Source organism: Blastococcus litoris (genome assembly GCF_003075095.1).
GTDB lineage: Bacteria > Actinomycetota > Actinomycetes > Mycobacteriales > Geodermatophilaceae > Blastococcus_B > Blastococcus_B litoris.
In genome coordinates this window covers 30,524-56,206 of record NZ_QCZF01000011.1, presented here as the reverse complement: position 1 = coordinate 56,206, position 25,683 = coordinate 30,524, and the positions used below count along the sequence as shown (strand labels likewise).

General features: G+C 74.6%; 30 protein-coding genes. 9 read left to right on the top strand and 21 right to left on the bottom strand.

Annotated features, from left to right (window positions below):
* Nucleotides 1–7: 7 nt before the first annotated feature.
* From mutM to DCS98_RS19780, 9 genes are all read right to left on the bottom strand, one after another.
* On the bottom strand, nt 8–883 hold the full coding sequence (gene mutM, locus DCS98_RS19820) for a bifunctional DNA-formamidopyrimidine glycosylase/DNA-(apurinic or apyrimidinic site) lyase (protein ID WP_116453121.1): 876 nt from the start codon (nt 881–883) through the stop codon (nt 8–10).
* Between the two features lies 1 nt (nt 884).
* Nucleotides 885–1,631 carry a ribonuclease III gene (rnc, locus tag DCS98_RS19815; RefSeq protein ID WP_241038466.1) on the bottom strand — a complete coding sequence of 249 codons (747 nt, stop codon included), beginning with the start codon at nt 1,629–1,631 and terminating at the stop codon, nt 885–887.
* 50 nt (nt 1,632–1,681) lie between these two features.
* Nucleotides 1,682–1,861, bottom strand: a complete 180-nt coding sequence (rpmF, locus tag DCS98_RS19810; protein WP_116453120.1) for a 50S ribosomal protein L32 — start codon at nt 1,859–1,861, stop codon at nt 1,682–1,684.
* Between the two features lie 2 nt (nt 1,862–1,863).
* The gene (locus DCS98_RS19805; RefSeq protein WP_241038457.1) at nt 1,864–2,388 is read right to left on the bottom strand and encodes a YceD family protein; all 525 of its coding nucleotides are present in this window, start codon (nt 2,386–2,388) and stop codon (nt 1,864–1,866) included.
* A 265-nt stretch (nt 2,389–2,653) separates the two neighbouring features.
* Nucleotides 2,654–3,343 carry a hypothetical protein gene (locus DCS98_RS19800; RefSeq protein WP_116453118.1) on the bottom strand — a complete coding sequence of 230 codons (690 nt, stop codon included), beginning with the start codon at nt 3,341–3,343 and terminating at the stop codon, nt 2,654–2,656.
* Nucleotides 3,344–3,416: 73 nt separating this feature from the next.
* Complete coding sequence (coaD, locus tag DCS98_RS19795; RefSeq protein WP_116453117.1) at nt 3,417–3,905, bottom strand: pantetheine-phosphate adenylyltransferase; 489 nt, start codon at nt 3,903–3,905, stop codon at nt 3,417–3,419.
* Nucleotides 3,902–4,456, bottom strand: a complete 555-nt coding sequence (gene rsmD, locus DCS98_RS19790; protein WP_116453116.1) for a 16S rRNA (guanine(966)-N(2))-methyltransferase RsmD — start codon at nt 4,454–4,456, stop codon at nt 3,902–3,904. The genes coaD and rsmD overlap by 4 nt, the downstream gene beginning before the upstream one ends.
* Nucleotides 4,453–6,642 (bottom strand): ATP-dependent DNA helicase RecG, encoded by a 2,190-nt coding sequence (gene recG / locus DCS98_RS19785; protein ID WP_116453115.1) that lies wholly within the window; start codon nt 6,640–6,642, stop codon nt 4,453–4,455. The genes rsmD and recG overlap by 4 nt, the downstream gene beginning before the upstream one ends.
* 4 nt (nt 6,643–6,646) lie before the next feature.
* Complete coding sequence (locus DCS98_RS19780) at nt 6,647–8,257, bottom strand: DAK2 domain-containing protein (protein WP_116453114.1); 1,611 nt, start codon at nt 8,255–8,257, stop codon at nt 6,647–6,649.
* A 120-nt stretch (nt 8,258–8,377) separates the two neighbouring features.
* Here DCS98_RS19780 and rpmB point away from each other — a divergent pair, with 120 nt between their 5' ends.
* Nucleotides 8,378–8,620, top strand: a complete 243-nt coding sequence (gene rpmB, locus DCS98_RS19775) for a 50S ribosomal protein L28 (RefSeq protein WP_456557909.1) — start codon at nt 8,378–8,380, stop codon at nt 8,618–8,620.
* 32 nt (nt 8,621–8,652) lie between these two features.
* Here rpmB and DCS98_RS19770 read toward each other — a convergent pair whose 3' ends face one another.
* From DCS98_RS19770 to DCS98_RS19755, 4 genes are read right to left on the bottom strand one after another with little or no spacing between them, the layout of a single operon-like run.
* Nucleotides 8,653–8,808 carry a hypothetical protein gene (locus DCS98_RS19770; protein WP_206340358.1) on the bottom strand — a complete coding sequence of 52 codons (156 nt, stop codon included), beginning with the start codon at nt 8,806–8,808 and terminating at the stop codon, nt 8,653–8,655.
* Nucleotides 8,809–8,838: 30 nt separating this feature from the next.
* Nucleotides 8,839–9,468, bottom strand: coding sequence for a cytidylate kinase-like family protein (locus DCS98_RS19765; protein ID WP_116453113.1), 630 nt, complete (start codon nt 9,466–9,468; stop codon nt 8,839–8,841).
* On the bottom strand, nt 9,456–9,992 hold the full coding sequence (locus DCS98_RS19760; protein WP_116453112.1) for a GNAT family N-acetyltransferase: 537 nt from the start codon (nt 9,990–9,992) through the stop codon (nt 9,456–9,458). Before DCS98_RS19760 ends, DCS98_RS19765 begins: the two co-directional genes overlap by 13 nt.
* The gene (locus DCS98_RS19755) at nt 9,976–11,013 is read right to left on the bottom strand and encodes a thiamine-phosphate kinase (protein WP_116453111.1); all 1,038 of its coding nucleotides are present in this window, start codon (nt 11,011–11,013) and stop codon (nt 9,976–9,978) included. Before DCS98_RS19755 ends, DCS98_RS19760 begins: the two co-directional genes overlap by 17 nt.
* Nucleotides 11,014–11,105: 92 nt before the next feature.
* Between DCS98_RS19755 and DCS98_RS19750 the strand changes: the two genes are divergently transcribed.
* Together DCS98_RS19750 and DCS98_RS19745 are read left to right on the top strand one after the other, a co-directional pair.
* Nucleotides 11,106–11,339 (top strand): Lrp/AsnC family transcriptional regulator, encoded by a 234-nt coding sequence (locus DCS98_RS19750; RefSeq protein WP_116453110.1) that lies wholly within the window; start codon nt 11,106–11,108, stop codon nt 11,337–11,339.
* Entirely contained in the window at nt 11,340–11,954 is a 615-nt protein-coding gene (locus DCS98_RS19745) for a DUF3515 domain-containing protein (protein ID WP_241038449.1), read from the top strand.
* A 7-nt stretch (nt 11,955–11,961) separates the two neighbouring features.
* Here DCS98_RS19745 and DCS98_RS19740 read toward each other — a convergent pair whose 3' ends face one another.
* Both DCS98_RS19740 and DCS98_RS19735 read right to left on the bottom strand, forming a co-directional pair.
* Entirely contained in the window at nt 11,962–12,627 is a 666-nt protein-coding gene (locus DCS98_RS19740; RefSeq protein ID WP_116453109.1) for a hypothetical protein, read from the bottom strand.
* Complete coding sequence (locus tag DCS98_RS19735; RefSeq protein ID WP_277394628.1) at nt 12,624–13,775, bottom strand: D-alanine--D-alanine ligase family protein; 1,152 nt, start codon at nt 13,773–13,775, stop codon at nt 12,624–12,626. The genes DCS98_RS19740 and DCS98_RS19735 overlap by 4 nt, the downstream gene beginning before the upstream one ends.
* Before the next feature lie 41 nt (nt 13,776–13,816).
* Here DCS98_RS19735 and DCS98_RS19730 point away from each other — a divergent pair, with 41 nt between their 5' ends.
* Nucleotides 13,817–14,632: a CDP-alcohol phosphatidyltransferase family protein gene (locus DCS98_RS19730; protein ID WP_241038447.1), complete on the top strand. Its 816-nt coding sequence runs from the start codon at nt 13,817–13,819 to the stop codon at nt 14,630–14,632.
* Here DCS98_RS19730 and DCS98_RS19725 read toward each other — a convergent pair.
* From DCS98_RS19725 to DCS98_RS19715, 3 genes are read right to left on the bottom strand one after another with little or no spacing between them, the layout of a single operon-like run.
* Nucleotides 14,606–15,850 (bottom strand): cystathionine gamma-lyase, encoded by a 1,245-nt coding sequence (locus DCS98_RS19725; RefSeq protein ID WP_116453107.1) that lies wholly within the window; start codon nt 15,848–15,850, stop codon nt 14,606–14,608. The two genes, DCS98_RS19730 and DCS98_RS19725, sit on opposite strands and share 27 nt — an antisense overlap.
* Nucleotides 15,847–16,842: an NAD(P)H-dependent glycerol-3-phosphate dehydrogenase gene (locus DCS98_RS19720; protein ID WP_116453106.1), complete on the bottom strand. Its 996-nt coding sequence runs from the start codon at nt 16,840–16,842 to the stop codon at nt 15,847–15,849. Before DCS98_RS19720 ends, DCS98_RS19725 begins: the two co-directional genes overlap by 4 nt.
* A complete protein-coding gene (locus DCS98_RS19715) occupies nt 16,839–17,672 on the bottom strand; it encodes a lysophospholipid acyltransferase family protein (protein ID WP_116453105.1) in 834 nt (277 codons plus the stop codon). Before DCS98_RS19715 ends, DCS98_RS19720 begins: the two co-directional genes overlap by 4 nt.
* Before the next feature lie 118 nt (nt 17,673–17,790).
* Here DCS98_RS19715 and cofC point away from each other — a divergent pair, with 118 nt between their 5' ends.
* From cofC to DCS98_RS19700, 3 genes are read left to right on the top strand one after another with little or no spacing between them, the layout of a single operon-like run.
* Nucleotides 17,791–18,435 carry a 2-phospho-L-lactate guanylyltransferase gene (cofC, locus tag DCS98_RS19710; protein WP_241038445.1) on the top strand — a complete coding sequence of 215 codons (645 nt, stop codon included), beginning with the start codon at nt 17,791–17,793 and terminating at the stop codon, nt 18,433–18,435.
* 37 nt (nt 18,436–18,472) lie between these two features.
* Complete coding sequence (locus DCS98_RS19705; protein ID WP_241038443.1) at nt 18,473–20,542, top strand: RNA degradosome polyphosphate kinase; 2,070 nt, start codon at nt 18,473–18,475, stop codon at nt 20,540–20,542.
* Nucleotides 20,526–21,455, top strand: coding sequence for an NUDIX hydrolase (locus tag DCS98_RS19700; RefSeq protein ID WP_116453103.1), 930 nt, complete (start codon nt 20,526–20,528; stop codon nt 21,453–21,455). Before DCS98_RS19705 ends, DCS98_RS19700 begins: the two co-directional genes overlap by 17 nt.
* A gap of 18 nt (nt 21,456–21,473) precedes the next feature.
* Here the strand turns inward: DCS98_RS19700 and leuD are convergent, their stop codons facing one another.
* A complete protein-coding gene (gene leuD, locus DCS98_RS19695) occupies nt 21,474–22,073 on the bottom strand; it encodes a 3-isopropylmalate dehydratase small subunit (protein ID WP_116453102.1) in 600 nt (199 codons plus the stop codon).
* A 5-nt stretch (nt 22,074–22,078) separates the two neighbouring features.
* Nucleotides 22,079–23,491, bottom strand: a complete 1,413-nt coding sequence (gene leuC, locus DCS98_RS19690; RefSeq protein WP_116453101.1) for a 3-isopropylmalate dehydratase large subunit — start codon at nt 23,489–23,491, stop codon at nt 22,079–22,081.
* Between the two features lie 74 nt (nt 23,492–23,565).
* On the opposite strand from leuC, the gene DCS98_RS19685 reads away from it, so the two are divergent.
* A complete protein-coding gene (locus DCS98_RS19685; protein WP_116453100.1) occupies nt 23,566–24,267 on the top strand; it encodes an IclR family transcriptional regulator domain-containing protein in 702 nt (233 codons plus the stop codon).
* A gap of 17 nt (nt 24,268–24,284) precedes the next feature.
* Entirely contained in the window at nt 24,285–25,400 is a 1,116-nt protein-coding gene (locus DCS98_RS19680; RefSeq protein WP_116453099.1) for a sulfite oxidase, read from the top strand.
* Here DCS98_RS19680 and DCS98_RS19675 read toward each other — a convergent pair.
* The gene (locus tag DCS98_RS19675) at nt 25,397–25,681 is read right to left on the bottom strand and encodes a hypothetical protein (RefSeq protein ID WP_116453098.1); all 285 of its coding nucleotides are present in this window, start codon (nt 25,679–25,681) and stop codon (nt 25,397–25,399) included. The two genes, DCS98_RS19680 and DCS98_RS19675, sit on opposite strands and share 4 nt — an antisense overlap.
* Nucleotides 25,682–25,683: the final 2 nt, after the last annotated feature.

Here is a 25,683-nt window from a genome sequence, read left to right as displayed (position 1 = left end):
CGCCGCGTCACGACCGGCGGGCGCGCGGGCGGGGCTGGCACGTCGGGCAGCTGTAGCTGGACCGGTTCATGAACGACTCGCGCCGGATCGGCGTGCCGCAGCGCGGGCAGGGCCGGTCGGCCTGGCCGTACACGGCGAGGAAGCGGGAGAAGTAGCCGCTCTGCCCGTTGACGTCCACGTACAGCGAGTCGAACGACGTCCCGCCCTGGGCCAGCGCCTCCCCCAGCACGTCGCGGACGCCGTCGAGGAGATCGGCGACCTGCGCGCGGGTCAGCTTGTCGGTGGGCCGCGCGCCGTGCAGCCGGGCCCGCCACAGCGCCTCGTCGGCGTAGATGTTGCCGACGCCGCCGATCAGGGTCTGGTCCAGCAGTGCCCGCTTGACCTCGGTGCGCCGCCGGCGCAGGGCGGCGCTGAACGCCGCCTCGTCGAACGTCGCATCGAGGGGGTCGATCGCGATGTGCGCCAGCCGGGAGGGGATGTCCTCGCCCGCGCTCTCCTCGACGGCGAGCCCGCCGAACGTCCGCTGGTCGACGAAGCGCAGCTCGCGCCCCCCGTCGGCGAAGGTGAAGCGGGCGCGCAGGTGCGTCTCGTCGGGCTGGCTCGGCTTCTCGACCAGCAGCTGCCCGCTCATGCCCAGGTGGGCGACCAGCGCCCGCCCCGACGACGCCCCGTCGGGCTCGGCCACCGGAAGCCACAGGTACTTGCCGCGGCGGTGCGCGGCGGTGAGCGTCCGGCCGGTCAGGGCCGCGACGAAGTGCTCCGTGCCCTCCAGGTGCCGGCGGACGGCGCGCGGGTGGTGCACCTCGACGGAGGCGACGGTGCGCCCCGCGACCCACTGCTCGAGGCCCCGGCGCACGACCTCGACCTCGGGGAGCTCGGGCACGTCAGCCGTCCTGGGAGGAGATGTCCTGCGACAAGGTGCGCCAGGCGACCTCGGCGGCTTCCTGCTCGGCGGCCTTCTTCGTCTTCCCGCCGCCGCGGCCGTAGACCGTCCCGGCGAGGAGGACCTCGGCGGCGAAGGTCTTGGCGTGGTCGGGGCCCTCGTCCTCGACGCGGTAGCTGGGTGCGCCCAGACCGCGGGCGGCGCCGAGCTCCTGGAGGCTGGTCTTCCAGTCCAGGCCGGCGCCCCGGGTCGCGGCCTCGACCAGCATCGGGTCGAAGAGCCGGTGCACGATCGACGAGGCGGTGTCGAGACCGCAGCCGAGGTGGATCGCGCCGATGAGCGCCTCGACGGCGTCGGCGAGGATCGAGTCCTTCTCCCGGCCGCCGGTCGTCTCCTCGCCCCTGCCGAGCAGGAGGTGCGGGCCGACCCCGCCGTCGCCGAGCCGCCGGGCGACGCCCGCGAGCGAGGTCATGTTGACCACCGAGGCACGCAGCTTGGCCAGCTGGCCCTCGGGGAGGTCCGGCTGGCTGCGGTAGAGCTCGTCGGTGACGACCAGGCCGAGCACGGAGTCGCCGAGGAACTCCAGGCGCTCGTTGGTCGGCAGACCGCCGTTCTCGTACGCGAAGGACCGGTGCGTGAGCGCCAGGCCGAGCAGCCCGTCGGGCAGCTCCACCCCGAGGGCGTCCCGGAGCCAGGCGGCGGACCGCTCGGCGTGCACGGGACCGCCCGGTGGGCGGCCGTCAGCCACGCTCCCGGAGGAGCGCACCCCGGCGACCGTGCCCACCGTCGATCCGGCGATCAGACCGAGAGAACCTGGCGGCCGTCGTACTGACCGCAGGTCGGGCACGCCTGGTGCGGGGGCTTGAGGGCACCGCAGGCGCGGTTCGGGCACGGCGCGAGGGTCGGCGCGGAGGCCTTCCACATCGAGCGGCGCGAACGGGTGTTGGCGCGGGACATCTTCCGCTTCGGGACAGCCACGGTCAGTTCTCCTCAGTGGTGGGGCTCTCGCCGGGGGCGCCCGGCGAGGAAGAAGGGGTGCCGAACTTGGTCGCGAGGCCGGCCCAGCGGGCGTCGACGACCTCGTGCGCGTGGTCGGCCGGCAGGTCGTCGAGGCGCTGCCCGCAGTCGGCGCAGAGACCGGCGCAGTCCTCGGTGCAGACCGGCGCCAGGGGCAGGGCGAGGACGATGCTGTCGCGGGCCAGCGGCTCGAGGTCGAGGAAGTCGCCTTCGATGCGGCGGACCTCGTCCTCCTCGCTGGTCGCCTCGGTGGTGCTGCCCTCGTAGGCGTACAGCTCCTGGACGTCCAGGGAGATGGTGTCCTCGATCGGCTCGAGGCAGCGGGCGCACGACCCCGTCACGGGGGCGTCGATCTCGCCGCTGACGAGCACGCCCTCCATGACCGACTCCAGACGCAGGTGCAGGTGCACCTCGGTGCCCGCCGGGACGCCGATCAGCTCGACGCGCCAGTCGTCGGGCGCCGGGGCGGACCGGTCGATCTCCTGCATCGATCCCGCGCGACGGCCGAGTTCCCGCAGGTCCACGCGCCAGGGGTTGGCAGCGGGGCGCCGGGCGTCTTGAGGTCGGAGACCAGAAGACCCGGCACCTGAGCGGAGCGGAGAAGCGGCAGACATGTCAGTACTCGCGGTAGGCAGTGGGGGGAGGCCGGCCGGGACGACCCCGTCAGGGGCACCACCGGCGGTCGGACCAGGAGACGAGACTACCCGATCCCCCCGACCGGCCGGCGGGGAGCGGAGGTGACCCCGGGCTCCCTCAGGTCTCCCGCAGCGTCGTCCGCGCCTTCTCGACCGAGTGCAGCATGTTCTCCAGGGTCGACTCGAAGTCGGCGAGCCGGCTGTCGACGTACTGGTCGACCTCCGCGCGCGTGTGCGCGGCCTCGGCGTGCGCCTGGGCGCCGAGCTCGTCGGCGCGGGAGACCGCACCCCGGTAGACCTCGGTCTCGGTGATCAGCCGCTCGTGCTCCGCCTGCGCGGCCGCGAGGATCTCGGCGTGCTGCGCCTGGGCGTCGGCGATCACGGCCTCGCGGTGGGCGACCGCCTCGGCCACGAGGCGCTGCGCCTCGGCCTCCGCCTCGGCCAGCATGTCCTCGGCGTCGGCCTGCGCCTGGGCCAGCATGTCGTCGCGCTGGCGGCGGGCCGTACCGAGGAGCTCCTCGCGCTGGCGCCGCGCCGACGACAGCAGCTGCTCGCTCTCGCCGCGGGTGCGGCCGGTCAGCCGCTCCGCCTCGGCCTGCGCCTGCTGCAGGATCTCGGTGCGCTGCTCCACGATCGCACCGGCCGCCTGGACGTCCTCGGGCAGCGACTCGCGGAGGTCGTCGAGCAGGTCCAGCAGGTGGTCGCGGGGAACCATGCAGGAGCTCGACATGGGCACGCTGCGGGCGTTCTCGATGACCGTCGTCAGCTCGTCGACGGTCTCGTACAGCCGGTAGACGACCTCGGTCACGCGTCCACCTCGCTGGCGCTCGGCGTCCACGGGCCCGACGGTGCTCTGTCCCTGCGTGCCCTCGCAAGCTCGGTCACGTCGACGCGTCCCGCCGCGTGCGCTCCCGCAGCCGGTCGTCGACGGCTTTCGGCACCAGCCGGGAGACGTCCCCGCCGAAGGTGGCGATCTGCTTGACCAGGCTCGAGGAGAGGTGGCCGACCTGCGGCGCGGTGGGCACGAAGAGCGTCTCGATCGCGGCCAGCTCGCGGTTCATCTGCGCCATCTGCAGCTCGTACTCGAAGTCGCTCACCGCGCGCAGGCCCTTGACGATCACCGGGATCTCGTGGGCGCGGCAGTAGTCGACCAGTAGCCCCTCGAAGCTGTCGACGGTGACGTTGGGCAGGTCGGCGACCGACTCGCGCAGCAGCTCCATGCGCTCGGTGACCGTGAAGAGGCCGGCCTTCCCGGGGTTGACCAGGACGGCGACGACGAGCTCGTCGTAGAGCCCGGCCGCCCGGGTGATGACGTCGACGTGCCCGTTGGTCACCGGGTCGAAGGATCCCGGGCAGACGGCACGCCTCACGGGGAGCGACCGTACCGGAGCTGGGCCTCGCCGTAGCGCCGGTCGCGCAACCCGACGAGGGGTGTCGGCCACTCCCACGGCTCCTCGCGGCTGCTGCGCTCGACGACCACGACCGCCTCCGGCGCCAGCCAGTCGCCGCGGACCAGCGACCCGAGCACCGTGAGCACCTCGTCTACGGGCGTCTCGTAGGGCGGATCTGCCAGGACGAGGTCGAAGCGGGCCGGCGGCGCACCGCCGACGACGGTCGGCACCGACCCCTTGACCACCCGGCCGCCGGGGAGCCCGACCGCGGCGAGGTTCTCCTTCAGCACCGGCAGCACCGCAGGCCCCGACTCGACGAAGACGACGGTGGACGCGCCGCGCGACAGCGCCTCCAGGCCCAGGGCGCCGGTCCCGGCGTACAGGTCGAGCACCGTCGCGCCGCGGAGGTCGGTCAGGTGGGTGAGCGCGTTGAACAGCGCTTCCCGGGCGCGGTCACCGGTCGGCCGGACGCCGGCCTTCGGGACCTTGAGCCGGCGCCCTCCGGCGCTCCCCGAGATGAGCCGGGTCATGCCTTCTCCAGGTAGTCCGCGCGCTCGTCGGTGGCCAGCCGGGCCACCTCGGCGGCCAGGCCCGGGTGGTCGGCCAGGCCGCGCTCGGTCTCGAGCAGCGCCGTCGCCTCGCCACGGGCGGCGGCGATGAGCTCCTCGTCCTCGAGCAGGGAGAGCAGGCGGACCCCGGAGCGCTTGCCGGACTGGGCCGCGCCGAGGACGTCGCCCTCCCGCCGCGTCTCGAGGTCGAGGCGTGCCAGCTCGAAGCCGTCGGACGTGGACGCCACGGCGGCCAGCCGCTGGCCGGTCGCCGAGGCCGACGGCGCCTCGGTGACGAGCAGGCACAGCCCTGGGTGCTTGCCACGCGCGACCCGGCCGCGCAGCTGGTGCAGCTGGCTCACGCCGAACCTGTCGGCGTCCATGACGACCATGACGGTGGCGTTGGGCACGTCGACGCCGACCTCGACGACGGTCGTGGCCACGAGGACGTCGATCTCCCGGGCGGCGAAGGCGCGCATGCGGGCGTCCTTCTCCTCGGGGGTGAGCCGCCCGTGGAGGGCCTCGAGCCGCAGCCCGGCGAGCGGGCCGCTCCGCAGCAGCTCGAGCACGTCGAGGACCGCGAGCGGCGGTCGGCGGTCGGTCTGCGGCTCGTCGTCGGGTGCGCCGTCGACGTCCGCGGGCTCGTCGTCGGCGCCGGTCTCGTCGCCGATGCGCGGGCAGACGACGTAGGCCTGCCGGCCGGCTGCCACCTCCTCGCGCAGCCGCTCCCAGGCGCGGTCGAGCCAGGCGCGCTTCTCGACCACCGGCACGACCGAGCTGGACACCCCGCCACGACCGCTGGGCAGCTGGCGCAGCGTCGACACCTCGAGGTCGCCGTAGACGGTCATGGCGACCGTCCGGGGGATGGGGGTGGCCGTCATCACGAGGACGTGCGGCGGGCGGTTGCCCTTCGCGCGCAGCGCGTCGCGCTGCTCGACGCCGAAGCGGTGCTGCTCGTCGACCACGACCAGCCCCAGGTCGGCGAAGTCGACGCCCTCCTGCAGGAGGGCGTGCGTCCCGACGACGATCCCGGCGCGCCCCTCGGCGACCTCGGCGCGGGCCTCGCGCCGGGCGGCGGCCTTGAGGGAGCCGGTGAGCAACGTCACGCGGGTGCCGGCCGGGTCGCCGTCGAGCTCCCCCGCCCGGCCGAGCGGGCCGAGCAGGTCGCGGATCCCACGGGCGTGCTGAGCGGCCAGCACCTCGGTCGGCGCGAGCAGTGCGGCCTGGCCGCCCGCGTCGACGACCTGGGCCATCGCGCGCAGCGCGACCACGGTCTTGCCCGAGCCCACCTCGCCCTGCAGCAGCCGGTGCATCGGCTGGTCGCGGTCCAGCTCGGCAGCCAGTTCCTCCCCCACCGCGCGCTGGCCCTCGGTCAGGGCGAAGGGCAGCGCCGCGTCGACGGCGTCGAGGAGGGCACCGCCACGGCGCGGCCGCGCGGTTCCCGGCTCCAGGGCCGCCGCCCGCCGGCGGGCGGCGAGGGTGAGCTGCAGGACCAGCGCCTCGTCCCACTTCAGCCGGTGCGCCGCGCGCTCGACGTCCTCCATCGTGGTGGGCCGGTGGATGTCGAGCAGGGCGGCGGCCAGAGGCAGGATCCCGTGCCTGGTCCGCATGTCCTCGGGCAGCGGGTCCTCGACCAGGCCGGCGAGGTTGCCCTGCGGGCCCAGGAGCAGCTTGAGCGACTTCTGGATGACCCAGCTCGAGACGTCCTTGGTCGCCGGGTAGATCGGGATGAGCGCCCGCGCCCAGTCGTCGTCGCCGGTGTCGCCGTCCAGCAGGTGCATGTCGGGGTGGGCGAACTGCTTCTCGCCGCGGTACTCCCCGACCGTGCCGGCGAACATCCCCCACGCGTTGACCTTGAGCGCGGTGTGCCGGTGGTTGAAGAACACCAGCTTCATCCGGCCGCTGCCGTCGCCGACGACCACCTCGGTGAGGCTGCCCCTGCGGTTGCGCATCGGGCGGGTGGTGACGCTGCGGACCTGGGCCAGGACCGTGACGCGGTCGCCCACCTGCACGTCGGCGAGGTCGGCCTGCTCGCCGCGGCTGGCGTAGCGGCGGGGGTAGTGCCGGAGCAGGTCGCGCACGGTGTGCAGCGAGAGCTGCTCGGCCATGCTCGTCGCCGTCTTCGGGCCGAGCACCCGGCTCAGCGGCGTCTCGAGGGTCACCGCCATGCGATCACTCGACCCCCACCTGCAGCGGGATCCCGCTGGGCCCTCCGCCGTAGCGGATCACCTCGATCGTGGGGTGGGCCGTCGCCAGGTGCCGGCAGACGGTGTCCCCCAGCTCGTCGTCCTCCCCCACCAGCAGGGTGGCCATCTCGCCACCTGCCGAGAGCATCCGGTCGAGCAGCTCGCAGGCGACGGCCGCGAGGTCGGAGCCGATCACGACGACGTCGCCCTCTGCCGAGCCCAGGGCGTCGCCGGGCTGGCACCGCCCGGCCGAGGTGAGGGCCTCCTGGTCGGCGACGGTCACCTCTGCCCACCGCGTTGCCGCCGCCGCCTCCGCCATCGCGATGACGTCGTCGCCGAACCGGCGGGCGGGGTCGGACACGGCGATGGCGGCCAGCCCCTGGACCGGGGACCGGGTGGGGACGACGCCGACGTCGCGCCCCGTCTCCCGGGCGCGGGTGGCCGCCCGGCCGGCGACCGGCAGCAGCGCCGCGTCGTTGGGCAGCACGACGACCTCGTGGGCGGTGGAGGCCAGCACCTCCTCCAGCACGTCCTCCTCCCCCACGCCCTCGGGCCCGCAGGTGACCACGCGGACGCCCTCACCGCTGAACAGCTCGGCCAGACCGTCGCTCGACACGACCGCGACGACCGCGCGGGTGCCGGGCATGGGCGAGCTCGGCGCCACCGGCGCCAGCGGGGTGACCGAGATGCGGTACGGCCGGCCGGCCTCGATGCCGGCCTCGATCGCGGCCCCGACGTCGGCCACGTGGACGTGCACGTTCCACTCGCGGCCGGACGGGGTGTCGACGCCGACCACGACCAGGCTGTCGCCGAGCGCGGCCAGGCGCTCCTGCAGCCGGGCGACCGACTCCTCGTCGGTGTCTGCCAGCAGGTACTGGACCTCGCTGCCCGGCCCCGCCGGCGGCGGGTGCGGCAGGTGCTCGCCGGAGTGGTGCCTGTGGCCCTCGTCGCGGCGGGCCAGCGGGGGGCGCGCCGGCTCGACGCCGGTCACCGTCGTCACCAGGGCGTCGAGGACCAGGCACAGCCCCGCACCCCCGGCGTCCACGACGCCGGCCTCGCGGAGCGCCGCGAGCTGACCGGGCGTGGCCTCGAGGGCGACGCGGGCGCCGTCCGCCGCCGCCCGGACGACGTCGGCCAGCGCGGTGCGCCCCTCGTCGACGGCCGCACCCGCGGCTTCGGCGCCCGCCCGCGCGACCGTGAGGAAGGTGCCCTCCTCCGGGTCGGCGACCGCGCCGTAGGCGGCGTCGGCGGCCTTCTGCAGCGCCGCCGCGAAGGCCGGCCCGTCGGCGGGTGGCTGACCGGCGAGCTGGTCGGCCAGACCCCGCAGCAGCTGGGCGAGGATCGTGCCGGAGTTGCCGCGCGCGCCGAGCACCGCGCCACGGGCCAGGACCGACCACGCCGGCTCGGTGGTGCGCGAGCCCTCGGCGTCGAGCGCGGCGACCGCGGCCTGGGCGGTCAGCAGCAGGTTCGTGCCGGTGTCCCCGTCGGGGACGGGGAAGACGTTGAGGTCGTCGAGGCGCCCACGGGACTCGGACAGGACCTCGACCGCGGTCCGGTACCACTGCCCGACCGCGGTGTCGTCCAGCGCCTCCACCACGGGCGGAGGGTACCCAGAGGAGCCGACAGGACCGGTGGTCCGCGGCGGCGGGCACCTCTCCGGGGGGTCCGGCGACACGACGCGCGCGGAGCGGCTAGACTGGCCGACGGTCTTCTGCGGGTGCTGCCTTGCCCCGCCGTCTGTGAACGATTCTCTGGGAGTGATTCAACCGTGGCTGCCGTGTGCGATGTGTGTGGCAAGGGGCCCGGTTTCGGTATGTCGGTGTCGCACTCGCACCGCCGCACGCCGCGCCGTTGGAACCCGAACATCCAGTCCGTGCGGGCGCTGATCGCCCCCGGCAACCGTCGCCGGATCAACGCGTGCACCTCGTGCATCCGCGCCGGCAAGGTCGTCCGCGCCTGACGCACGCCTGACTGCGCGACGAACCCCGGAGGTCACCGACCTCCGGGGTTCGTCGCGTTCGGCCCGGCCGCGTCGAGGTCGTCGGCCTTCCGGCGGGAGGTCGCCCGCAGCCGCTCGAGCGCACCCACCAGGTGCGCGGTCTCGCTGCCGGCGATCGGCGGTTCCCAGGGGCGCGCGGGATCGGTCACGGCGGCACCGTGGCCGCCGCCACCCCCGGATCAGTCCCGGCCGATGCCCCGCGCCCTGGCCGCCGTGACCACGAGGTCCACCATCGTGTCCACCGGCAGCTCCGTCGCGTCGACCACCAGGTGGTAGTGCCGGGCGGCCGCGGGATCGCACCGGTAGAAGTGCCGCACGTAGGCCTCCCGTGCGCGGTCGCTGGCCTCCATCTCGCGCCGCACCTCCTCGACCGGCCGTCCCGACCTGCGGACCGCCGCCGCGAGCCGCCGCTCGGGCGGCCCGTCCAGGCGCACGTGCAGGACGTCGGGCCGCTCGCGCAGCACCATGGCGCCCCCGCGGCCGAGGACCACTCCCCCGGCGGCGCCGGCGATCTCGCCGAGGATCCGCTCGGTCTGCTCGCGGTAGGCCCGCGCGTCGGGGATCCCGGCGGTCGGCACCACCCCGCCGACCGGGTCGGGCATCGTGCCGAGCGACGCCACCAGCCGCCACAGCCCTCGGACGACCGTCTCGTCGTTGGCCTCCGCCTCCTCCACCGGCACGCCCAGCCGCCCGGCGACCTGCGCGGGGATGGCCCGGTCGTGGAAGGGCAGACCCAGCCGCTCCGCCACGGCCGGCGCGACCTCCGCGCCCGCGGCCCCGTAGGCCGCCGAGATCGTCACGACGCCCATGACGACTCCTCCTCCGGTCCGCCGATCCGCTTCCCCAGGAACACCGCGCCGGGCGCGCAGGCGTAGATGCCGTACCCGGCGACGGGGCGGTACCCCATGTCGGCGTACAGCGCCAGGGCCTCCGGCTGCTCCCGGCCGGAGTTGAGCACGACCTCCGGGTGCCCGGCGGCCGCCGCGCTCTGCTCGAGCGCCGCGACCACCAGCCGGGCCACGCCCCGTCGGCGGAAGCCCGGCTCCACGTACACGCGCTTGATCTCCGCCGCCCCGTCGGGCATCGCCCGCCAGGCGCCGCAGCCGGCCGGCACGCCGTCGACCTCGGCCACCAGGAACAGCCCCTGCGGCGGCAGGAACTCGGCGGGCTCGACGACGGCGGCGTCCCGGCCGCCGTACCGCTGGACGTACTCCTGCTGGACCGCCTCGACGAGGTACTGCGCCAGCGGGTCGTCGTAGGGCAGGGGGCGCAGGGTCGCGACCGTCCCGTCGCGCAGGACGCCCCCGAGGTGCCCGTCAGCCGAAGTGCACATGTCCCGCTCCCTCCGCGCCGATCGCCCGGACGACGTCCGGCGCCGGTTCCCCGTCCACCTGCACGCCGGCCGTCCGCCCCTTGCGCACGCGGCCGACGGGGGTCCACCCGACGGGCAGGGCCGCGCGGGCCGGGAAGGTCGCCACCAGCGCATGGTCCTCGCCCCCGGTGAGCACCCACGCCATCGGATCCACGCCCAGCGCCGAGCCGACCTGCTGCAGCGGCCCTGCGGGCTCCAGGCAGGCGCGCTCGACGGCGGCCCGCTCGAGGTCGACCACCACGCCGCTGCCGGTGGCGATGTGGCCGAGGTCGGCGAGCAGCCCGTCGCTCACGTCGCACATCGCGGTGGCGCCCGCCTCCGCCGCACCCGGGCCGGCCGCGTAGGGCGGCGTGGGCCGACGGTGCGCGGCGACCACCGCGATCGGGCTGCTGAACCCCCGCCGGAGGACGGCGAGCCCGCAGGCCGACCAGCCGAGACGGCCGGCGAGCGCGACGACGTCGCCCGGCCGGGCGCCCGACCGCAGGACCGGCGGGCGGCCGGCCAGGTCGCCCAGCGCCGTGACCGAGAGGACGACGGAGTCGCTGTCGGCCGCCGCGGCGACGAGGTCCCCGCCCACGACCGCCGCGCCCAGCGGAGCGCACTCGGCGGCGAGCCCCGCCGCGACGCCCTCGAGCCACGCCGTCTGGGTGGTCGGCGGGCAGGCGAGACCCACCAGCAGGGCCGTCGCCACGCCGCCCATCGCCGCCACGTCGGCCAGGTTCGCCGCCGCCGCCTTGTGGCCGATGTCCTCGGCCGACGACCAGTCCCGGCGGAAGTGCCGCCCCTCCACGAGGACGTCGGTCGTCGCGACGACGCGCCGGTCGGGCGCACGCAGCACGGCGGCGTCGTCCCCGGGCCCGACCTGGGCGGCCCGTGCCGTGCCCGCCTGGGCCAGCACCCGCCCGATGACGCCGAACTCGCCGACCACCTTGACGGTGTCGGCCGGGTCACCTCGCGGGACCAGCGGGCGGGGGCGAGTCATCGGTTCCCTTCCGGTGCTGAGGTAGGTTCGGCGAACTGACCGCCAGCCGGCGGGGACGACGAACCGGCAGTGCTGCCCGAGAGAGGTTTCCCGTGGTCCACGCCTACATCCTCATCCAGACCGAAGTCGGCAAGGCCGCCCAGGTAGCAGCGACGATCAGCGAGATCGACGGGGTGACCAAGGCCGAGGATGTCACCGGCCCCTACGACGTCATCGTCCGGGCCGAGGCCGACTCCGTCGACGAGCTCGGCCGCCTCGTGGTGGCGCGCGTGCAGTCGGTCGACGGCATCACGCGCACGCTGACCTGCCCGGTCGTGAACATCTGAGTGCCCGCTGAGGCAGCCCTGACCGAGGACGTCCCGGCACCGGCCCGGCCACCCGAGGACCCCCTGCGGCGGATCGCCCTGATCGCGGCCGCCGTCCTGGTCCCGCTGGTCGTCGGGCTGGTCGTGCTGGTGAACGTCCTCGGCGGGTCCGACCCCGCGGACGACGGGGACGGCCCGGCCACGGTCGACGGCAGCACCCCGGCGCAGCGGGAGGACCTCCCGGTGCTCCCCGTCGAGGTGCCCCCGGCGACCCCGGAGGCAGACGCGTCCTGCCCGGCCCTCATGGGCACGCTGCCGCTGGAGCTGGCCGGCGAGCCGTCCCGCCGGGTCGACTCGGACACCCCGTACGCGTACGCGTGGGGGGATCCCGCCACGGTGCTGATCTGCGGCGTCGACCGCCCGGCCGGCTACGTCGTCGGGGTCTCGGCCATCCAGATCAACGGCGTGCAGTGGTACGTCGACACCAGCGATCCCGACGCCACCGTCTGGACGACGGTCGACCGGCCGGTGTACGTGCAGATCACCCTGCCGCCCGAGGTCGACAGCGCTCCCGTCACCGCGCTGACCCCGCAGATCGCTGCGGCGCTGCCCTACCGCGAGCCCCAGCCCGGCTGATCCCCGCTCACGCGGGTGGGAGCCGGTCCAGCTGCTCGGCCAGGACCGCGCGGACCTCGTCCTCGGCGTCGTCGACCGACGCCGCGACGGCCGTGACCCCCACGCTGAAGACGCCGGAGCCGCACCAGACGAGGGCGGCCGGCCCGGTCAGCCCGCTGCCGGGCCCGGGGTCCTCGACCGACAGCAGCCGGCACCCGCCGGGCAGGTCGAGCGGTTGCTCGTCGAGATCTGCGCCGTAGTGCTCGGCGTCGTTGCGCGCGAGGTCCGCGGCGTAGGCGCCCGCCCCGGCGCGGGTGTCGAACTGGTCGACGAACACGCCGGTCATCGCGGCCGGCCCCTCGCCCCAGAACCGCTCCCAGCCGAACCGGTAGCCGTAGTCCTCGAGGACCTCCCGCTCGCGTTCCGGGTCGTCGGCGTACGCGGCGACGTCGGCCGCCTCCTTGCGGCCCGCGGGCGGCTCCAGCTCGTCGTCGGGCAGCCGGGGCAGCCCGGAGGCGACGTCGGTCACGACCAGCTCGCCGAGCTCCTCGGCCGACGACGGCAGCGGTCCCGGACCGGCGGCGGTGGGTGTGCCGTCGACGGCCCGCGTGCAGCCGGTCAGGACCAGCAGGCACGGCAGCAGCGCGAGCAGGACGGCTCCCCGGTCCGGCCGGGGCCGCCGTCCGCGGCTCACCGAGCGATCCGGGTGCCGCCGTCCAGTGCCGACCGGACCAGCCGGTCGACGAGTTCCGGGTAGCTGACGCCGCTGGCGGCCCACATGCGCGGGAACATCGAGATCGGGGTGAAGCCGGGCATCGTGTTCACCTCGTTGATCACCAGCCGGTCGCGGCCGTCGGGGCCGGTGGCGAGGAAGAAGTCGACCCGGGCCAGGCCCTGGCAGTCCATGGCCTCGTAGGCCTTCAGCGACGCGGCCTGCACGGCGGCGGTCTGCTCGGGCGTCAGGTCGGCGGGGACGTCGAAGTCGACGGAGTCGTCGAGGTACTTCGCCGAGAAGTCGTACCAGTCGACCCCGGGGCGCAGCCGGATCTCCGCCGGCAGGCTCGCGTCGGGCCGGCCGCCCTCGGCGCGGGCCAGCACGCCGCACTCGATCTCCCGGCCCGGGACGGACGCCTCGACGACGACCTTGGGGTCGACGGCCGCGGCGGTGGCGACCGCCTCGGGGAACTGCGCCCAGTCGGTGACCTTGCTGATGCCGATGCTGGAGCCGGCCCGCGACGGCTTCACGAACACCGGCAGCCCCAGCCGCTGACGGGCTGCCTCGTCCAGCAGGGCGGGGTCGGCGCTGATCGCGCCGGTGGCGTCCCGGAGGACGACGTGGTCGCCCTGCGGGAGCCCCGCGGCGGCGAGGAGCTTCTTCGTGAACTCCTTGTCCATGGAGGCGGCGCTGGCGAACACCCCGGACCCGACGTAGGGCAGGCCGGCCATCTCGAGCAGCCCCTGGATCGTGCCGTCCTCGCCGTAGGCGCCGTGCAGCACCGGGAAGACCACGTCGACACGGGTGAACGCCGGCCCGATCGCGGCGCCGGGGTCGAGCACGGCGAGGCCGCGGCCCGCCGGGTCACCGACGAGGGAGACGGCGGTGCCCCCGGTGACCTCCGGCAGCTTGCCGTCGGTGATCGCGAGCCGCTGGTCCGGGTCGGCGAGGACCCAGCCGCCGTCGGGGGCGATGCCGACCTTCACGACCTCGTAGCGGTCGGGGTCGAGCGCCGCGATCACGCTGCCCGCCGAGACGCAGGAGATGGCGTGCTCGGCGCTGCGGCCCCCGAACACGACCGCGATCCGAATCCGGCCGCCCGACCCGCTGCCCGCCATCCCACTCATCACCGCGACCCTAGTGGAGCCGGTGTGACAACCTTTCCCGCGTGCGCGACGACGCGGCCGCGGCGGCCGTCCCCTCCACCCCGGGGACGACGCCTGCCGTGGTCCCCGCCGAGCGGTTCTCCCTGGGCATGCGGCTGGCGGGCCTGGCGGTGCACGTCTACACCGCCAGCGGCTCGGTCCTCGGCCTGCTCATCGTCTTCGCGGCGTTCGAGGGCGAGGTGGAGACGGCGCTCTGGCTCGGGCTGGCCACGCTCTTCATCGACGGCACCGACGGCATGCTGGCCCGCCGCTTCCGGGTCAAGGAGACGATCCCCTGGTTCGACGGCGCGCTGCTCGACAACATCGTCGACTACCTCACCTACGTGTTCGCACCGATCGTGCTGCTGTGGACGGCCGGCTACCTCCCGGAGGGCACCCCGGGCTGGGTGGTCGCGGCCGTCCCCCTCCTGGCGTCCTGCTACCAGTTCTGCCGGGTCGACGCGAAGACCGCCGACCACTTCTTCCTCGGCTGGCCGAGCTACTGGAACGTCCTCGCGTTCTACGTGATCGTGCTCGACCTCGGCCATGCCTGGACGACCGTGGTGCTCCTGGTCTTCGCCGTGCTGGTCTTCGTCCCGATCCGGTACCTCTACCCCTCCCGGATGCGGTCGCTGCAGGCGCTGACGCTGACGCTGACGCTCGTCTGGCTCGTCACCTACGCCGTGCTGGTCGTGCAGCTGCCCGACCCGAACCCGTGGGTGGTCGCGGTGTCGCTCGGCTACATGGCCTACTACTGGGGCCTGAGCATCTGGCTGACCGCCCGCGGCGGCGGAGCCCGGCGGATCTGGCGGTCAGTCCAGGGCAGCCAGGGCGACTGACAGGTCCGCCACCAGGTCGGCGGTGTCCTCGATGCCGCACGACAGCCGCACGAACCCCGGGGCGACGGCGTCACCGCCCCACTGCGCCCGCCGGTCGATGGTGCTGTGCACGCCGCCGAAACTGGTGGCCGCCGTCCAGAGCCGGGTGCCGGCCAGGAGGCGCGAGACAGCCGCCTCGTCGGCCAGCTCGGCGGACACCACACCGTTCGGGCGGAGCATCTGCGTCGTCGCCAGGGCGAAGGAGGGGTCGTCGGGGCGCCACGGCCACCGGACGCCGGTGACCGCCGGCGAGGAGGCCAGCACCTCCGCGACCGCCGCCGCGTTGACCGCCTGCCGGGTCAGCCGCAGGTCCAGGGTGCTCATCGAGCGGTGGCCCAGCCAGGCCTCGAACGGGCCCGGCGTGCCCCCCGTCCGGTCGCGGAAGCCCTTCAGCCGGGAATGCAGCTCGTCGTCGGCGGTGCTCACGTGCCCGAGCAGCAGGTCGCTGTGCCCGGTGAGCGCCTTGGTGTCGCTGCCGACGGTCATGTGCGCGCCGAGCTCGAGCGGGCGCTGGCCCAGCGGTGTCGCCGTCGTGTTGTCGACGGCGACGAGCGTGCCGCCGGCCCGCGCGGCACGGGCGACCGCCGCGATGTCGCAGACGTCGAGCAGCGGGTTGCTCGGCGTCTCCAGGAGCACCAGCCGGACGCCGTCCAGCCCGCCGTCGCGTGCGAAGGCGCCGACCTCCGTGGTGGCCACGTACTCGACCGCGATGCCGAACCGCTGCAGCTCCTCGGCCGCGAGCAGCCGGGTCGTGTAGTAGCCGTCCGAGGGGAGCACCACGCGGTCACCGGAGGCCGTGCAGGACAGGACGGCGGCGGTGAGCGCGGCCATGCCGGTCGCGAAGGACAGGCAGCGGCCGCCGTCGAGCTCGCCGACCGCCGCCTCGAACTCGCGCAGCGTGGGTTGCTCGGTGCGGGCGTAGGCGTCGGCACCGTTCGCGCGCGGCGGCAGGTCGGCGAGGTGGAAGGGGGCGGCGAAGACCGGGGACGGGCGCAGGGGCGCGCCTGCGACAGGGCTGCTCTCCCCCGCCCGGACCGACCGCGTGCCATCGCCCCAGGACCCGGGGGTCGTGTCATCGCCCCAGGACCCGGGGGTCGTGTCATCGCCCCAGGACCCGGGGGTCGTGTCATCGCCCCAGGACCCGGGGGTCGTGTCACCGCCCGAGGAGTGGTCGCTCACTCCGGCTTGGCCTCGCGCGACATGATCTCCTTCACCATCTGCGCCGGCGCCTCGCCCTCGTGGCAGACGCGCACGACGGCCTCGGTGATCGGGACGTCGATGCCGTGCGCCCGGGCCAGGTCGAGCACCGACCGGCAGCTCTTCACGCCCTCGGCCGTCTGCCGGGTGCTCTCCTGCACCTCGGCGACGGTCATGCCGCGTCCCAGCTTCTCGCCGAAGGTGCGGTTGCGGGACAGCGGCGAGCTGCAGGTGGCCACCAGGTCGCCGAGACCCGCCAGGCCGGCGAAGGTCGTCAGCTCGGCGCCGAGGGCCATGCCCAGCCGGGCGGTCTCGGCCAGGCCGCGCGTGATCAGCGAGGCGCGGGTGTTGTCGCCGAAGCCCAGCCCCTCCGCGACGCCGCAGGCCAGCGCGATGACGTTCTTGACCGCCCCGCCGAGCTCGCAGCCGACCATGTCGGGGTTCGTGTAGGGCCGGAAGTACGGGGTGTGGCAGGCCGCCTGGAGCCGCCGTGCCCGCTCGGTGTCGGGGCAGGCGATGACGGTGGCCGCCGGCTGCTCCTCGGCGATCTCGCGGGCCAGGTTCGGGCCCGACAGCACCGCGACCCGGTCGGTGCCGGCGCCGGTCACCTCGCAGATGACCTCGCTCATCCGCTTGGTGGAGCCCAGCTCGATCCCCTTCATCAGCGACAGCAGCGTGGCGTCGCCGGGCAGCAGGGAGGACCACGAGGTCAGGTTGTCCCGGAGCGACTGGGACGGCACCGCGAGCACCACCACGTCGGCGTCGAGCAGCGCCTCGGCCGGGTCGGCGGTGGCCCGCACCGCCCCGGGCAGCCGCACGCCCGGGAGGTAGTCGCGGTTCTCGCCGTCCTCGGTGATGGACTTGGCCAGCTCGGGACGGCGGGCGTGCAGCATGACGTCGCAGCCGGCGTCGGCGAGCACCTTGGCGAAGGTGGTGCCCCAGGAGCCCGCCCCGAGGACCGCCGCGCGCGTCACGCCGCGCTCCCGGACAGGTCGCCGGGTAGCTCGCGCCGCGGGCGCGCGTGGAAGGTCAGGGGTGCGGGCTCGCCGCGCAGCTCGGCCAGCTGGTCGCGGACCCGGGTCATGATCAGGTCGGTCGTCTCCCTCAGCAGATCCACGCTCAACGGCTTGCCTTCCTGTACCGCGGCCCGCTGGGCCGACAGGTCGACCGGCTCCCCGACCAGGTAGTCGGCCGGCGCCCGGAGCCGCAGGTGCAGCTTCTTGCTGTGGTAGTCGTGCACGTCCTGCGGGCCCCACTGGGCGACCGGGAGGACGACGGCGTCGGTGGTCAGCGCCAGCCGCGCGACGCCGGTCCGGGCCTGCATCGGCCACCAGTCCGGGTCGCGGGTCACCGACCCCTCGGGGTAGATGACGACGACGTTGCCCGCGTCCAGGTCGGCCTTCGCCGCATCGAGGGCCCCGTGCGCCTCGGCGCTGTACCGGGCCACCGGGATCTGGCCCGCGCTGCGCAGCAGGGTGCCCGCGTAGCCCTTGAAGACCGACTGCTTGGCCAGGAAGTGCGGGAGCCGGCCGTTGTCGAAGACCAGCCGCGCGCAGGCGAGGGGATCGAGGACCGACACGTGGTTGGCGACCAGCAGGACCGGCCCGGTCACGGGGATGCGCTCGCCGTGCCGGTACCGCAGGCGGAACATCAGCGAGGAGACGGGGTAGATGACCGCCACCGCGGCGACCATCCCGTACGACAGCCGGCCGCGGGTACGCCACTTGGCCGGTCGGCGCCCGCCCGGCCGGGCGACCGCCGCCGTGCTGCCGGCTCCTGCACCGCCCGAGGACGTCTGCTCCATCGGCCGCCTCCCCTCGTCCCGTGTGATCCTGCCCATGATCGACCCTGCACGCCCGTCCGCCGCGCACCGGGTCCCCCGTCCGTGCGGCACCCACGCGCGCATGTGCTCACATGGGGGCGTGCGCAGCTGGTCGGTCGTCGTCCCCGCGAAGCGGCTGGACGTCGCGAAGACCCGCCTCCGGCCGCTCACCGCCGGCCGGGACGACGCCGCGACCGCCCACCGGGAGCTCGTGCTGGCGCTGCTCGCGGACACGGTGGCCGCCGCGGCGGCCTGCCCCGCCGTCGGCACCGTGGTCGTGGTCACCGACGAGCCGGCCGCGGCGTCGCTGGTCCGCGAGCTGGGCGCGCGCACCGTCCCCGACGCACCCGACCGCGGCCTCAACGCCGCCCTGGAGCACGGGGCGCGCAGCGCTCCCGGGCCGGCGGTGGCGGCCCTGTCGTCGGACCTGCCGGGGCTGCGCCCCGAGGAGCTCGGCGCCGCCCTCGCGGCCGCCGCCGCCGCTCCGCGCGCCTTCGTCGCCGACGCGCAGGGCACCGGGACCACCCTGCTGACCGCCGTCGGCACCGACCTGCGCCCGCGCTTCGGCCCCGGTTCGGCGGCGGCGCACCTCGCCGGGGGCGCCGTCGCGTTGACCGGCGCCTGGCCCGGGCTGCTGCGGGACGTGGACACGGAGGCCGACCTGCGGGCGGCCGTGCAGCTGGGGGCGGGGCCCCGGACGACCGCGCTGGCGTCCCGGCTGGCCGCACCGGACCCGCGCAGTTGATCACTCGCCGTTCACCTGGGTGCGGCACGATGAACCGGTGCCTGCCGAGAGCCCGTCGCGGACCAGTCCCCTGCCGGCCGATCGCTTCCTGAACCGGGAGCTCTCCTGGCTGGACTTCAACGCGCGGGTGCTGGACCTCGCCGAGGACGAGCAGCTGCCGCTGCTGGAGCGGGTGAAGTTCCTGTCGATCTTCGCCAGCAACCTCGACGAGTTCTTCATGGTGCGGATCGCCGGTCTCAAGCGCCGCCAGACCACCGGGCTCACCGTCCGCTCCCCCGACGGCCTGACCATCCGCGAGCAGCTGGAGCTGATCACCGCCCGCACCCAGGAGCTGGTCCAGCGGCACGCCGACGTGTTCATCAAGGACGTCGCCCCACGGCTCGAGGACGAGGGCGTACGGATCGTCCACTGGACCGACCTGGCCGACGACGACGCGCGGCGGCTGCGCGAGTACTTCCGCGACCAGGTCTTCCCCGTGCTCACCCCGCTGGCGGTCGACCCGGCGCACCCGTTCCCCTACATCAGCGGGCTGTCGCTGAACCTGGCCGTGTCGGTGCGCGACCCCGACACCGGCGCACCCCGGTTCGCCCGGCTCAAGGTGCCGAACAACGTCCCGCGCTTCATCCCCGTGGGGCCGGCCGACGAGACGACGTTCCTCCTGCTGGAGGACCTCATCTCCGCCCACCTCACGCAGCTCTTCCCGGGCCTCGACGTGCTCGACCACCACCTGTTCCGGGTGACCCGCAACGCGGACCTGGAGGTCGAGGAGGACCGCGACGAGGACCTCCTGCAGGCCCTGGAGCGGGAGCTGGCCCGGCGCCGGTTCGGTCCGGCGGTGCGCCTCGAGGTCACCGACTCGATGGATCCGCAGATCCTCGAGGTCCTGCTCTCCGAGCTGGAGATCAGCCCCGCGGACGTGGTGACCGTGCCCGGCCCGCTGGACCTCGCGGCGCTGATGGCCCTCTACGACCTGGACCGTCCCGAGCTCAAGGACGAGACCTTCGTGCCGGCCACGCACCCGCGGCTGTCGGAGGGCGAGACCCCCAAGAGCGTGTTCGCCACGCTGCGCGAGGGCGACGTCCTGGTCCACCACCCCTACGACTCGTTCGCCACGAGCGTGCAGCGGTTCATCGAGCAGGCGGCCGCCGATCCGAACGTGCTGGCTATCAAGCAGACGCTGTACCGCACGTCCGGCGACTCCCCGATCGTGAACGCGCTCATCGACGCGGCCGAGGCGGGCAAGCAGGTCGTCGTCCTCGTCGAGATCAAGGCGCGCTTCGACGAGGAGGCCAACATCAGCTGGGCACGACGGCTGGAGCAGGCCGGCTGCCACGTCGTCTACGGACTGGTCGGGCTCAAGACGCACTGCAAGACCGCGCTGGTCGTCCGGCGCGAGCACGGCGTGCTCCGCCGGTACTGCCACATCGGGACCGGCAACTACAACCCGAAGACGGCGCGCATCTACGAGGACCTCGGCATCCTGACGGCCGACCCCCGCGTGGGCGCCGACCTCACCGACCTGTTCAACACGCTGACCGGCTACTCGCGCCAGACCAACTACCGGATGCTGATGGTCGCCCCGCACGGCATCCGCTCGGGGCTGCTGGAGAAGATCCGCCGGGAGGCCCGCAACGCCGCCGAGGGCAAGCGGTCGGGGATCCGGTTCAAGCTCAACTCCCTGGTCGACGAACGGATCATCGACGGCCTCTACGAGGCCTCGGCGGCCGGCGTCCCGGTCGAGCTGTTCATCCGCGGCATCTGCTCCCTGCGTCCCGGGGTACCGGGGCTCTCGGAGACCATCCAGGTGCGCTCGATCGTCGGCCGCTTCCTGGAGCACTCCCGCGTGATGTCCTTCCTCAACGACGGGGACGAGGAGTGGTGGCTCGGCAGCGCCGACCTGATGCACCGCAACCTCGACCGCCGCGTCGAGGTGCTGCTCCGCGTGTGCGACGAGACGGCACGCCGGCAGCTGGCGGGCATGTTCGACTCCGCCATGGCGCCCGACATCCGCAGCTGGCAGCTGGGCGGGGACGGCGAGTGGACGCGCACCGGGGACGCCGACTACCACGCGCAGCGCCTGGCCTCGGTCGGTGAGCACGCTGGCTGAGGCACCCCCGACCGTCGCCGCGGCCGGTGGCGCGGTCTGGCGCCCCGGCACGGACGGTGGCCTCGAGGTCGCCGTCGCCCACCGGCCGCGCTACGACGACTGGTCGCTGCCGAAGGGCAAGCTCGACCGCGGGGAGCACGCGCTCGGCGCCGCCGTCCGCGAGGTCCGGGAGGAGACCGGCCTGGAGGTGGTGGTCGGCCGTCGCGGCATCCGCACCACCTATCCGGTCGTCGAGGGCGTCAAGCGTGTCGACTACTGGGTGATGCAGGCCGTCGGGGGCGCCTTCGAGCCCAACGACGAGGTCGACGAGCTGCGCTGGCTCCCGCCCGGGGAGGCCGCTGCGCTGTGCACCCACGAGCACGACCGCGCGGTGGTCGCCGACCTCCTGCGCGAGGACGTCCCGCGGATGCCCACCCTGCTCCTGGTCCGGCACGGGCACGCCGGCAGCCGGCGCGACTGGGACGGGCCCGACGACCTCCGGCCGCTGGACGGCCGCGGCCGCCGCGAGGCCGCCCGGCTCGCCGAGGTGCTGCCGGCGTTCGCGCCGACCGCCGTGCTCTCGGCCCGGCGCACCCGGTGCGAGGAGACGGTGGCCCCGCTGGCCGAGCGGCTGGGGCTGCCCGTGGAGCCGCTCGACGAGCTGGGCGAGGAGGAGTTCGCCGCCGATCCGCAGGCCGGGCTGGCCGCCGTCGAGCAGCTGATGGCCCCCCGGCCGGCCCCCGGCGTCACCGTCGTCTGCAGCCAGGGCGGGGCGATCCCGTCGGTGCTCATGGCGCTCGGGGTGCGGGTGGAGGGGGTCAGGCTCTACCCGCCCTCCGCGAAGGGCAGCGTCTGGGTGCTCGGCGGGCGCCCGGGCGGGCTGAGCGCGGACTACTACCGCGACCTCGACGCCGACCCGGACGCGCCCGCCTGAGCTGCTGCACCGTCCGGGTCAGGCGACCGGCTGCGCCTTCGGCAGGAAACCCGGCCGGTTCGCCTCGAAGGCCTCGATGTCGCCGAGGTGGCGCTCGGTGAGGCCGACGTCGTCCAGGCCCTCCAGCAGCCGCCAGCGGACGTAGTCGTCGATCTCGAAGGGCACCACCGTGTCGCCGTAGGCGACGGTCCTCGCCTGCAGGTCGACCGTGACCGGCAGCGCCGGGTCCGCCTCGACCGCCGTCCAGAGCGCCTCGACCTGGTCCTGCGGGAGGACGACGGTCAGCAGACCGGACTTGGTCGAGTTGTTGCGGAAGATGTCGGCGAACCGGGAGCTGATGACCACCCGGAAGCCGCCGTCGAGCAGCGCCCAGTTGGCGTGCTCGCGGGAGGAGCCGGTGCCGAAGTCGGGGCCGGCGACGAGGATCGACGCGGCGGCGTACTGCGGCTGGTTGAGCACGAAGTCGGGCTCGTTGGTGCGCCAGGCGATGAACAGGCCGTCCTCGAAGCCGGTGCGGGTGATCCGCTTGAGGTACTCGGCCGGGATGATCTGGTCGGTGTCGACGGCGGAGCGTCGCAGGGGCGCGGCCGTGCCGGTGTGCGTGGTGAAGGCGTCCATCGGTCTCAGACTCCAGCCATCTCGAGGTCGGCGGGGGCGGTCAGCTTGCCGGTGAGGGCGGTCGCGGCGGCGACCGACGGCGACACCAGGTGGGTGCGCCCGCCCTTGCCCTGCCGGCCCTGGAAGTTGCGGTTGCTGGTCGACGCCGACCGCTCGCCCGGCTTGAGCTGGTCGGGGTTCATGCCCAGGCACATCGAGCACCCCGCACCTCGCCACTCGGCGCCGGCCTCGAGGAAGACGGTGTCGAGTCCCTCCGCCTCGGCCTGGGCCTTGACCCCCACGGAGCCGGGGACGACGAGCATGCGGGTCCCCGGGTCGATCTTCCTGCCGCGCAGCAGCTCGGCGGCGACCCGCAGGTCCTCGATCCGGCCGTTCGTGCAGGAGCCCAGGAAGACGGTGTCGACCTCGATCTCGCGCAGCGGCGTGCCCGGCGTGAGCCCCATGTAGGCCAGCGCCTGCTCGGCCGCCTTGCGCTGGCCCTCGTCGGCGAAGTCGGCGGGGTCCGGGACGACGCCCTCGATGGGCAGGCCCTGGCCGGGGTTGGTGCCCCAGGTGACGAACGGGCTCAGCGTCGCGGCGTCGATGACCACCTCGGCGTCGAAGACCGCGCCCTCGTCGGTGCGCAGGGTCGACCAGTACTCGACCGCGGCGTCCCAGTCCGCGCCCTGCGGGGCGTGCGGGCGGCCCTTCAGGAAGTCGGTGGTCGTCTGGTCGGGGGCGATCAGCCCCGCCTTGGCGCCGGCCTCGATCGACATGTTGCAGATCGTCATCCGGGCCTCCATGGACAGCGCCTCGATCGCGCTGCCGCGGTACTCGATGACGTGGCCCTGTGCGCCGTTGGTGCCGATCTGCGCGATGACGGCCAGGATGATGTCCTTCGCCGAGACGCCGGGCGGCAGCTCCCCGTTCACCGTCACGGCCATCTGCTTGGGCCTGTACTGCGGCAGCGTCTGGGTCGCGAGCACGTGCTCGACCTCGCTGGTGCCGATGCCGAAGGCCAGAGCACCGAACGCACCGTGCGTGGAGGTGTGGCTGTCGCCGCAGACGATCGTCATGCCGGGCTGGGTGAGCCCGAGCTGGGGGCCGATGACGTGCACGATGCCCTGGTCGCGGTCGCCCATCGGGGCCAGCCGGATCCCGAACTCCGCGGCGTTCGCGCGCAGCGCCTCGATCTGCGCGCGGCTCACCGGGTCGGCGATCGGCGCGAGGATGTCGAGGGTGGGGACGTTGTGGTCCTCCGTCGCCATGGTGAGGTCGGGCCGGCGCACCGTGCGGCCGGCGGCGCGGAGGCCGTCGAACGCCTGGGGGCTGGTCACTTCGTGCACGAGGTGCAGGTCGATGTAGAGCAGGTCGGGCTCGCCCGCGGCGCTGCGCACCACGTGGGCCTCGTAGACCTTCTCCGCCAGGGTCTTCGGCACGATCCGTCCTCTCACCGGGGCATCCCGGTGCGTCGCGGTAGCGATCTCACACTGTGGGATGCAAGTATTGCTGTATGGGACAGCCTAACCCCGTCGCCGTCTTGGACAAAGCGGTGACCATCCTGCGCGCCGTGGCCGACGAGCCGGCCACCCTCGCCGAGCTGGTCAGCCGCACCGGCCTGCCCCGGGCCACCGCCCACCGGCTGGCGGTCGCGCTGGAGGGCCACCGGCTGGTCCGGCGGAACCAGGAGGGCGCCTGGGCGCCGGGGCCCGCCCTCGCGGAACTCGGCCGCGGCGGTGCCGACCTCGGGGACCTGGCGGGCCGCCACCTGGTGACCCTCCGCGACGCCAGCGGGGAGAGCGCCCAGTTCTACGTGCGCGACGGCGCCACCCGTGTGTGCGTGGCCGCCGCGGAGCGGACCAGCGGGCTGCGCGACACCGTGCCGGTCGGGGCCCGGCTGCCCATGACCGCCGGCTCGGCCGCGCACGCGCTGCTGGCCTTCACCCCCGCCGACGAGGTGAACCGGCTGCTGCCCAACGCCAGCTTCACCGCCCGCACGCTGCTCGACGTCCGCCGGCGCGGGTGGGCGCACAGCGTGGCCGAGCGGGAGCCGGGCGTCGCCTCGCTGTCCGCGCCGGTGCGCGACAGCTCGGGTGCGGTCCTCGGAGCGGTCTCCATCTCCGGGCCGGTCGAGCGGCTGGGACGGCGGCCCAGCCCCGAGGTCATCGGCGCGGTGCTCGACGCGGCGGCAGCCATCTCCCGCTCGGCGCGCTGACGGACCACACTGCACCGGTGACCGTCGTTGACAGGTACGCCGGGAGCGCCCGGATCGCCGAGCCCGGCGAGGGCATCGGCCTGGACGAGCTGGCCCTCGCCACCCGCAACCACGGCCTCCCGCTGGAGGCGCTGCGCTACGAGGTGACCCCGCCCGGGCTGCACTACGTGCTCACCCACTTCGACATCCCGGCCGTCGATCCGGGGTCGTGGCGGCTGGAGATCGGTGGGGCCGTCGACAGGCCGGTCACCCTGGACCTGGCGGACCTCACCGCCCGGCCCGCGGTCACCGCCCGGGTGCTGCTCGAGTGCGCGGGCAACGGGCGGGCCCGGCTCGAACCGCGCCCGGTGAGCCAGCCGTGGCTGCTGGAGGCCGTCGGCACCGCGGAGTGGACCGGCACCCCGCTGGCGCCGCTGCTGGAGGAGGCGGGCCTCTCCCCCGGCGCCGTCGACGTCGTGTTCACCGGCGCCGACCACGGCGTCGAGCGCGGGGTGGAGCAGGACTACGCGCGCGGGCTCCCGGTGGCCGAGGCGCTGCGCCCCGAGGCCCTGCTGGTCTGGGCGATGAACGGGCAGCCGCTGCCGCCGCAGCACGGCGCCCCGGTGCGGCTGGTGATCCCCGGCTGGTACGGCATGGCGCACGTGAAGTGGCTGACGCGGATCGACGTCCTGACCGAGCCCTTCACCGGCTACCAGAACGCGACCGCCTACCGGCTGAAGGTCGACGCCGAGGACGCCGGCGAGCCGGTGACCCGCATCCGGCCCCGGGCGCTCGTGGCCCCGCCCGGCTGGCCCGACTTCATGACCCGGGAGCGCTTCGTCCGTGCCGGCGTCGTGCCGCTGTCGGGCCGGGCCTGGTCGGGACGGGCGCCGGTCACCCGGGTCGAGGTCAGCACCGATGCCGGCTCGTCCTGGCACGAGGCGGCCCTCGCCGCCGCCGACCCGGCGCACCCGTTCGCCTGGCGGGCCTGGACGTACGACTGGTCGGCGTCACCGGGGCCGGCCGAGCTGCTCGTCCGCGCCACCGACGAGCAGGGCGCCCAGCCGGTCGAGCCGGAGTGGAACCGCCAGGGCATGGCGAACAACCTCGTCCAGCGCGTGCCGGTCACCGTGCTGGGCGCGGCCGTGGGCTAGGCGGGCCGGCTCTCCTCGTCGTCCCTGGTCTCGGGCGAAGCGACCACGATCGGCCGCAGGCGCGACCACAGCGCGAACGCCAGCGCGAAGACGATCATGCCGAGGCCGACCCAGAGGTTGGCGTCGAAGCCGTCGGTCTTCTCCAGCGCCTCGTCGCCGTCCACCAGTCCCACGACGAGCAGCACGACGCCGTAGAAGCCGATCAGCGCGGCGATGACGTTGCGGACGTCGAAGGCACCGGCGGCGTGCTTCTCGCCGGACCCGTTCGGGGAGCTGCTCATCG

Excerpts from the sequence above, each read along its gene's own strand:
- DCS98_RS19805 (WP_241038457.1), bottom strand. The coding sequence starts at position 2,388 with ATGCAGGAGATCGACCGGTCCGCCCCGGCGCCCGACGACTGGCGCGTC.
- rsmD (WP_116453116.1), bottom strand. The coding sequence starts at position 4,456 with ATGACCCGGCTCATCTCGGGGAGCGCCGGAGGGCGCCGGCTCAAGGTC.
- recG (WP_116453115.1), bottom strand. The coding sequence starts at position 6,642 with ATGGCGGTGACCCTCGAGACGCCGCTGAGCCGGGTGCTCGGCCCGAAG.
- DCS98_RS19765 (WP_116453113.1), bottom strand. The coding sequence starts at position 9,468 with ATGGGCGTCGTGACGATCTCGGCGGCCTACGGGGCCGCGGGCGCGGAG.
- DCS98_RS19760 (WP_116453112.1), bottom strand. The coding sequence starts at position 9,992 with ATGTGCACTTCGGCTGACGGGCACCTCGGGGGCGTCCTGCGCGACGGG.
- DCS98_RS19755 (WP_116453111.1), bottom strand. The coding sequence starts at position 11,013 with ATGACTCGCCCCCGCCCGCTGGTCCCGCGAGGTGACCCGGCCGACACC.
- DCS98_RS19735 (WP_277394628.1), bottom strand. The coding sequence starts at position 13,775 with ATGAGTGGGATGGCGGGCAGCGGGTCGGGCGGCCGGATTCGGATCGCG.
- DCS98_RS19715 (WP_116453105.1), bottom strand. The coding sequence starts at position 17,672 with ATGGAGCAGACGTCCTCGGGCGGTGCAGGAGCCGGCAGCACGGCGGCG.
- leuD (WP_116453102.1), bottom strand. The coding sequence starts at position 22,073 with ATGGACGCCTTCACCACGCACACCGGCACGGCCGCGCCCCTGCGACGC.
- DCS98_RS19685 (WP_116453100.1), top strand. The coding sequence starts at position 23,566 with ATGGGACAGCCTAACCCCGTCGCCGTCTTGGACAAAGCGGTGACCATC.
- DCS98_RS19675 (WP_116453098.1), bottom strand. The coding sequence starts at position 25,681 with ATGAGCAGCTCCCCGAACGGGTCCGGCGAGAAGCACGCCGCCGGTGCC.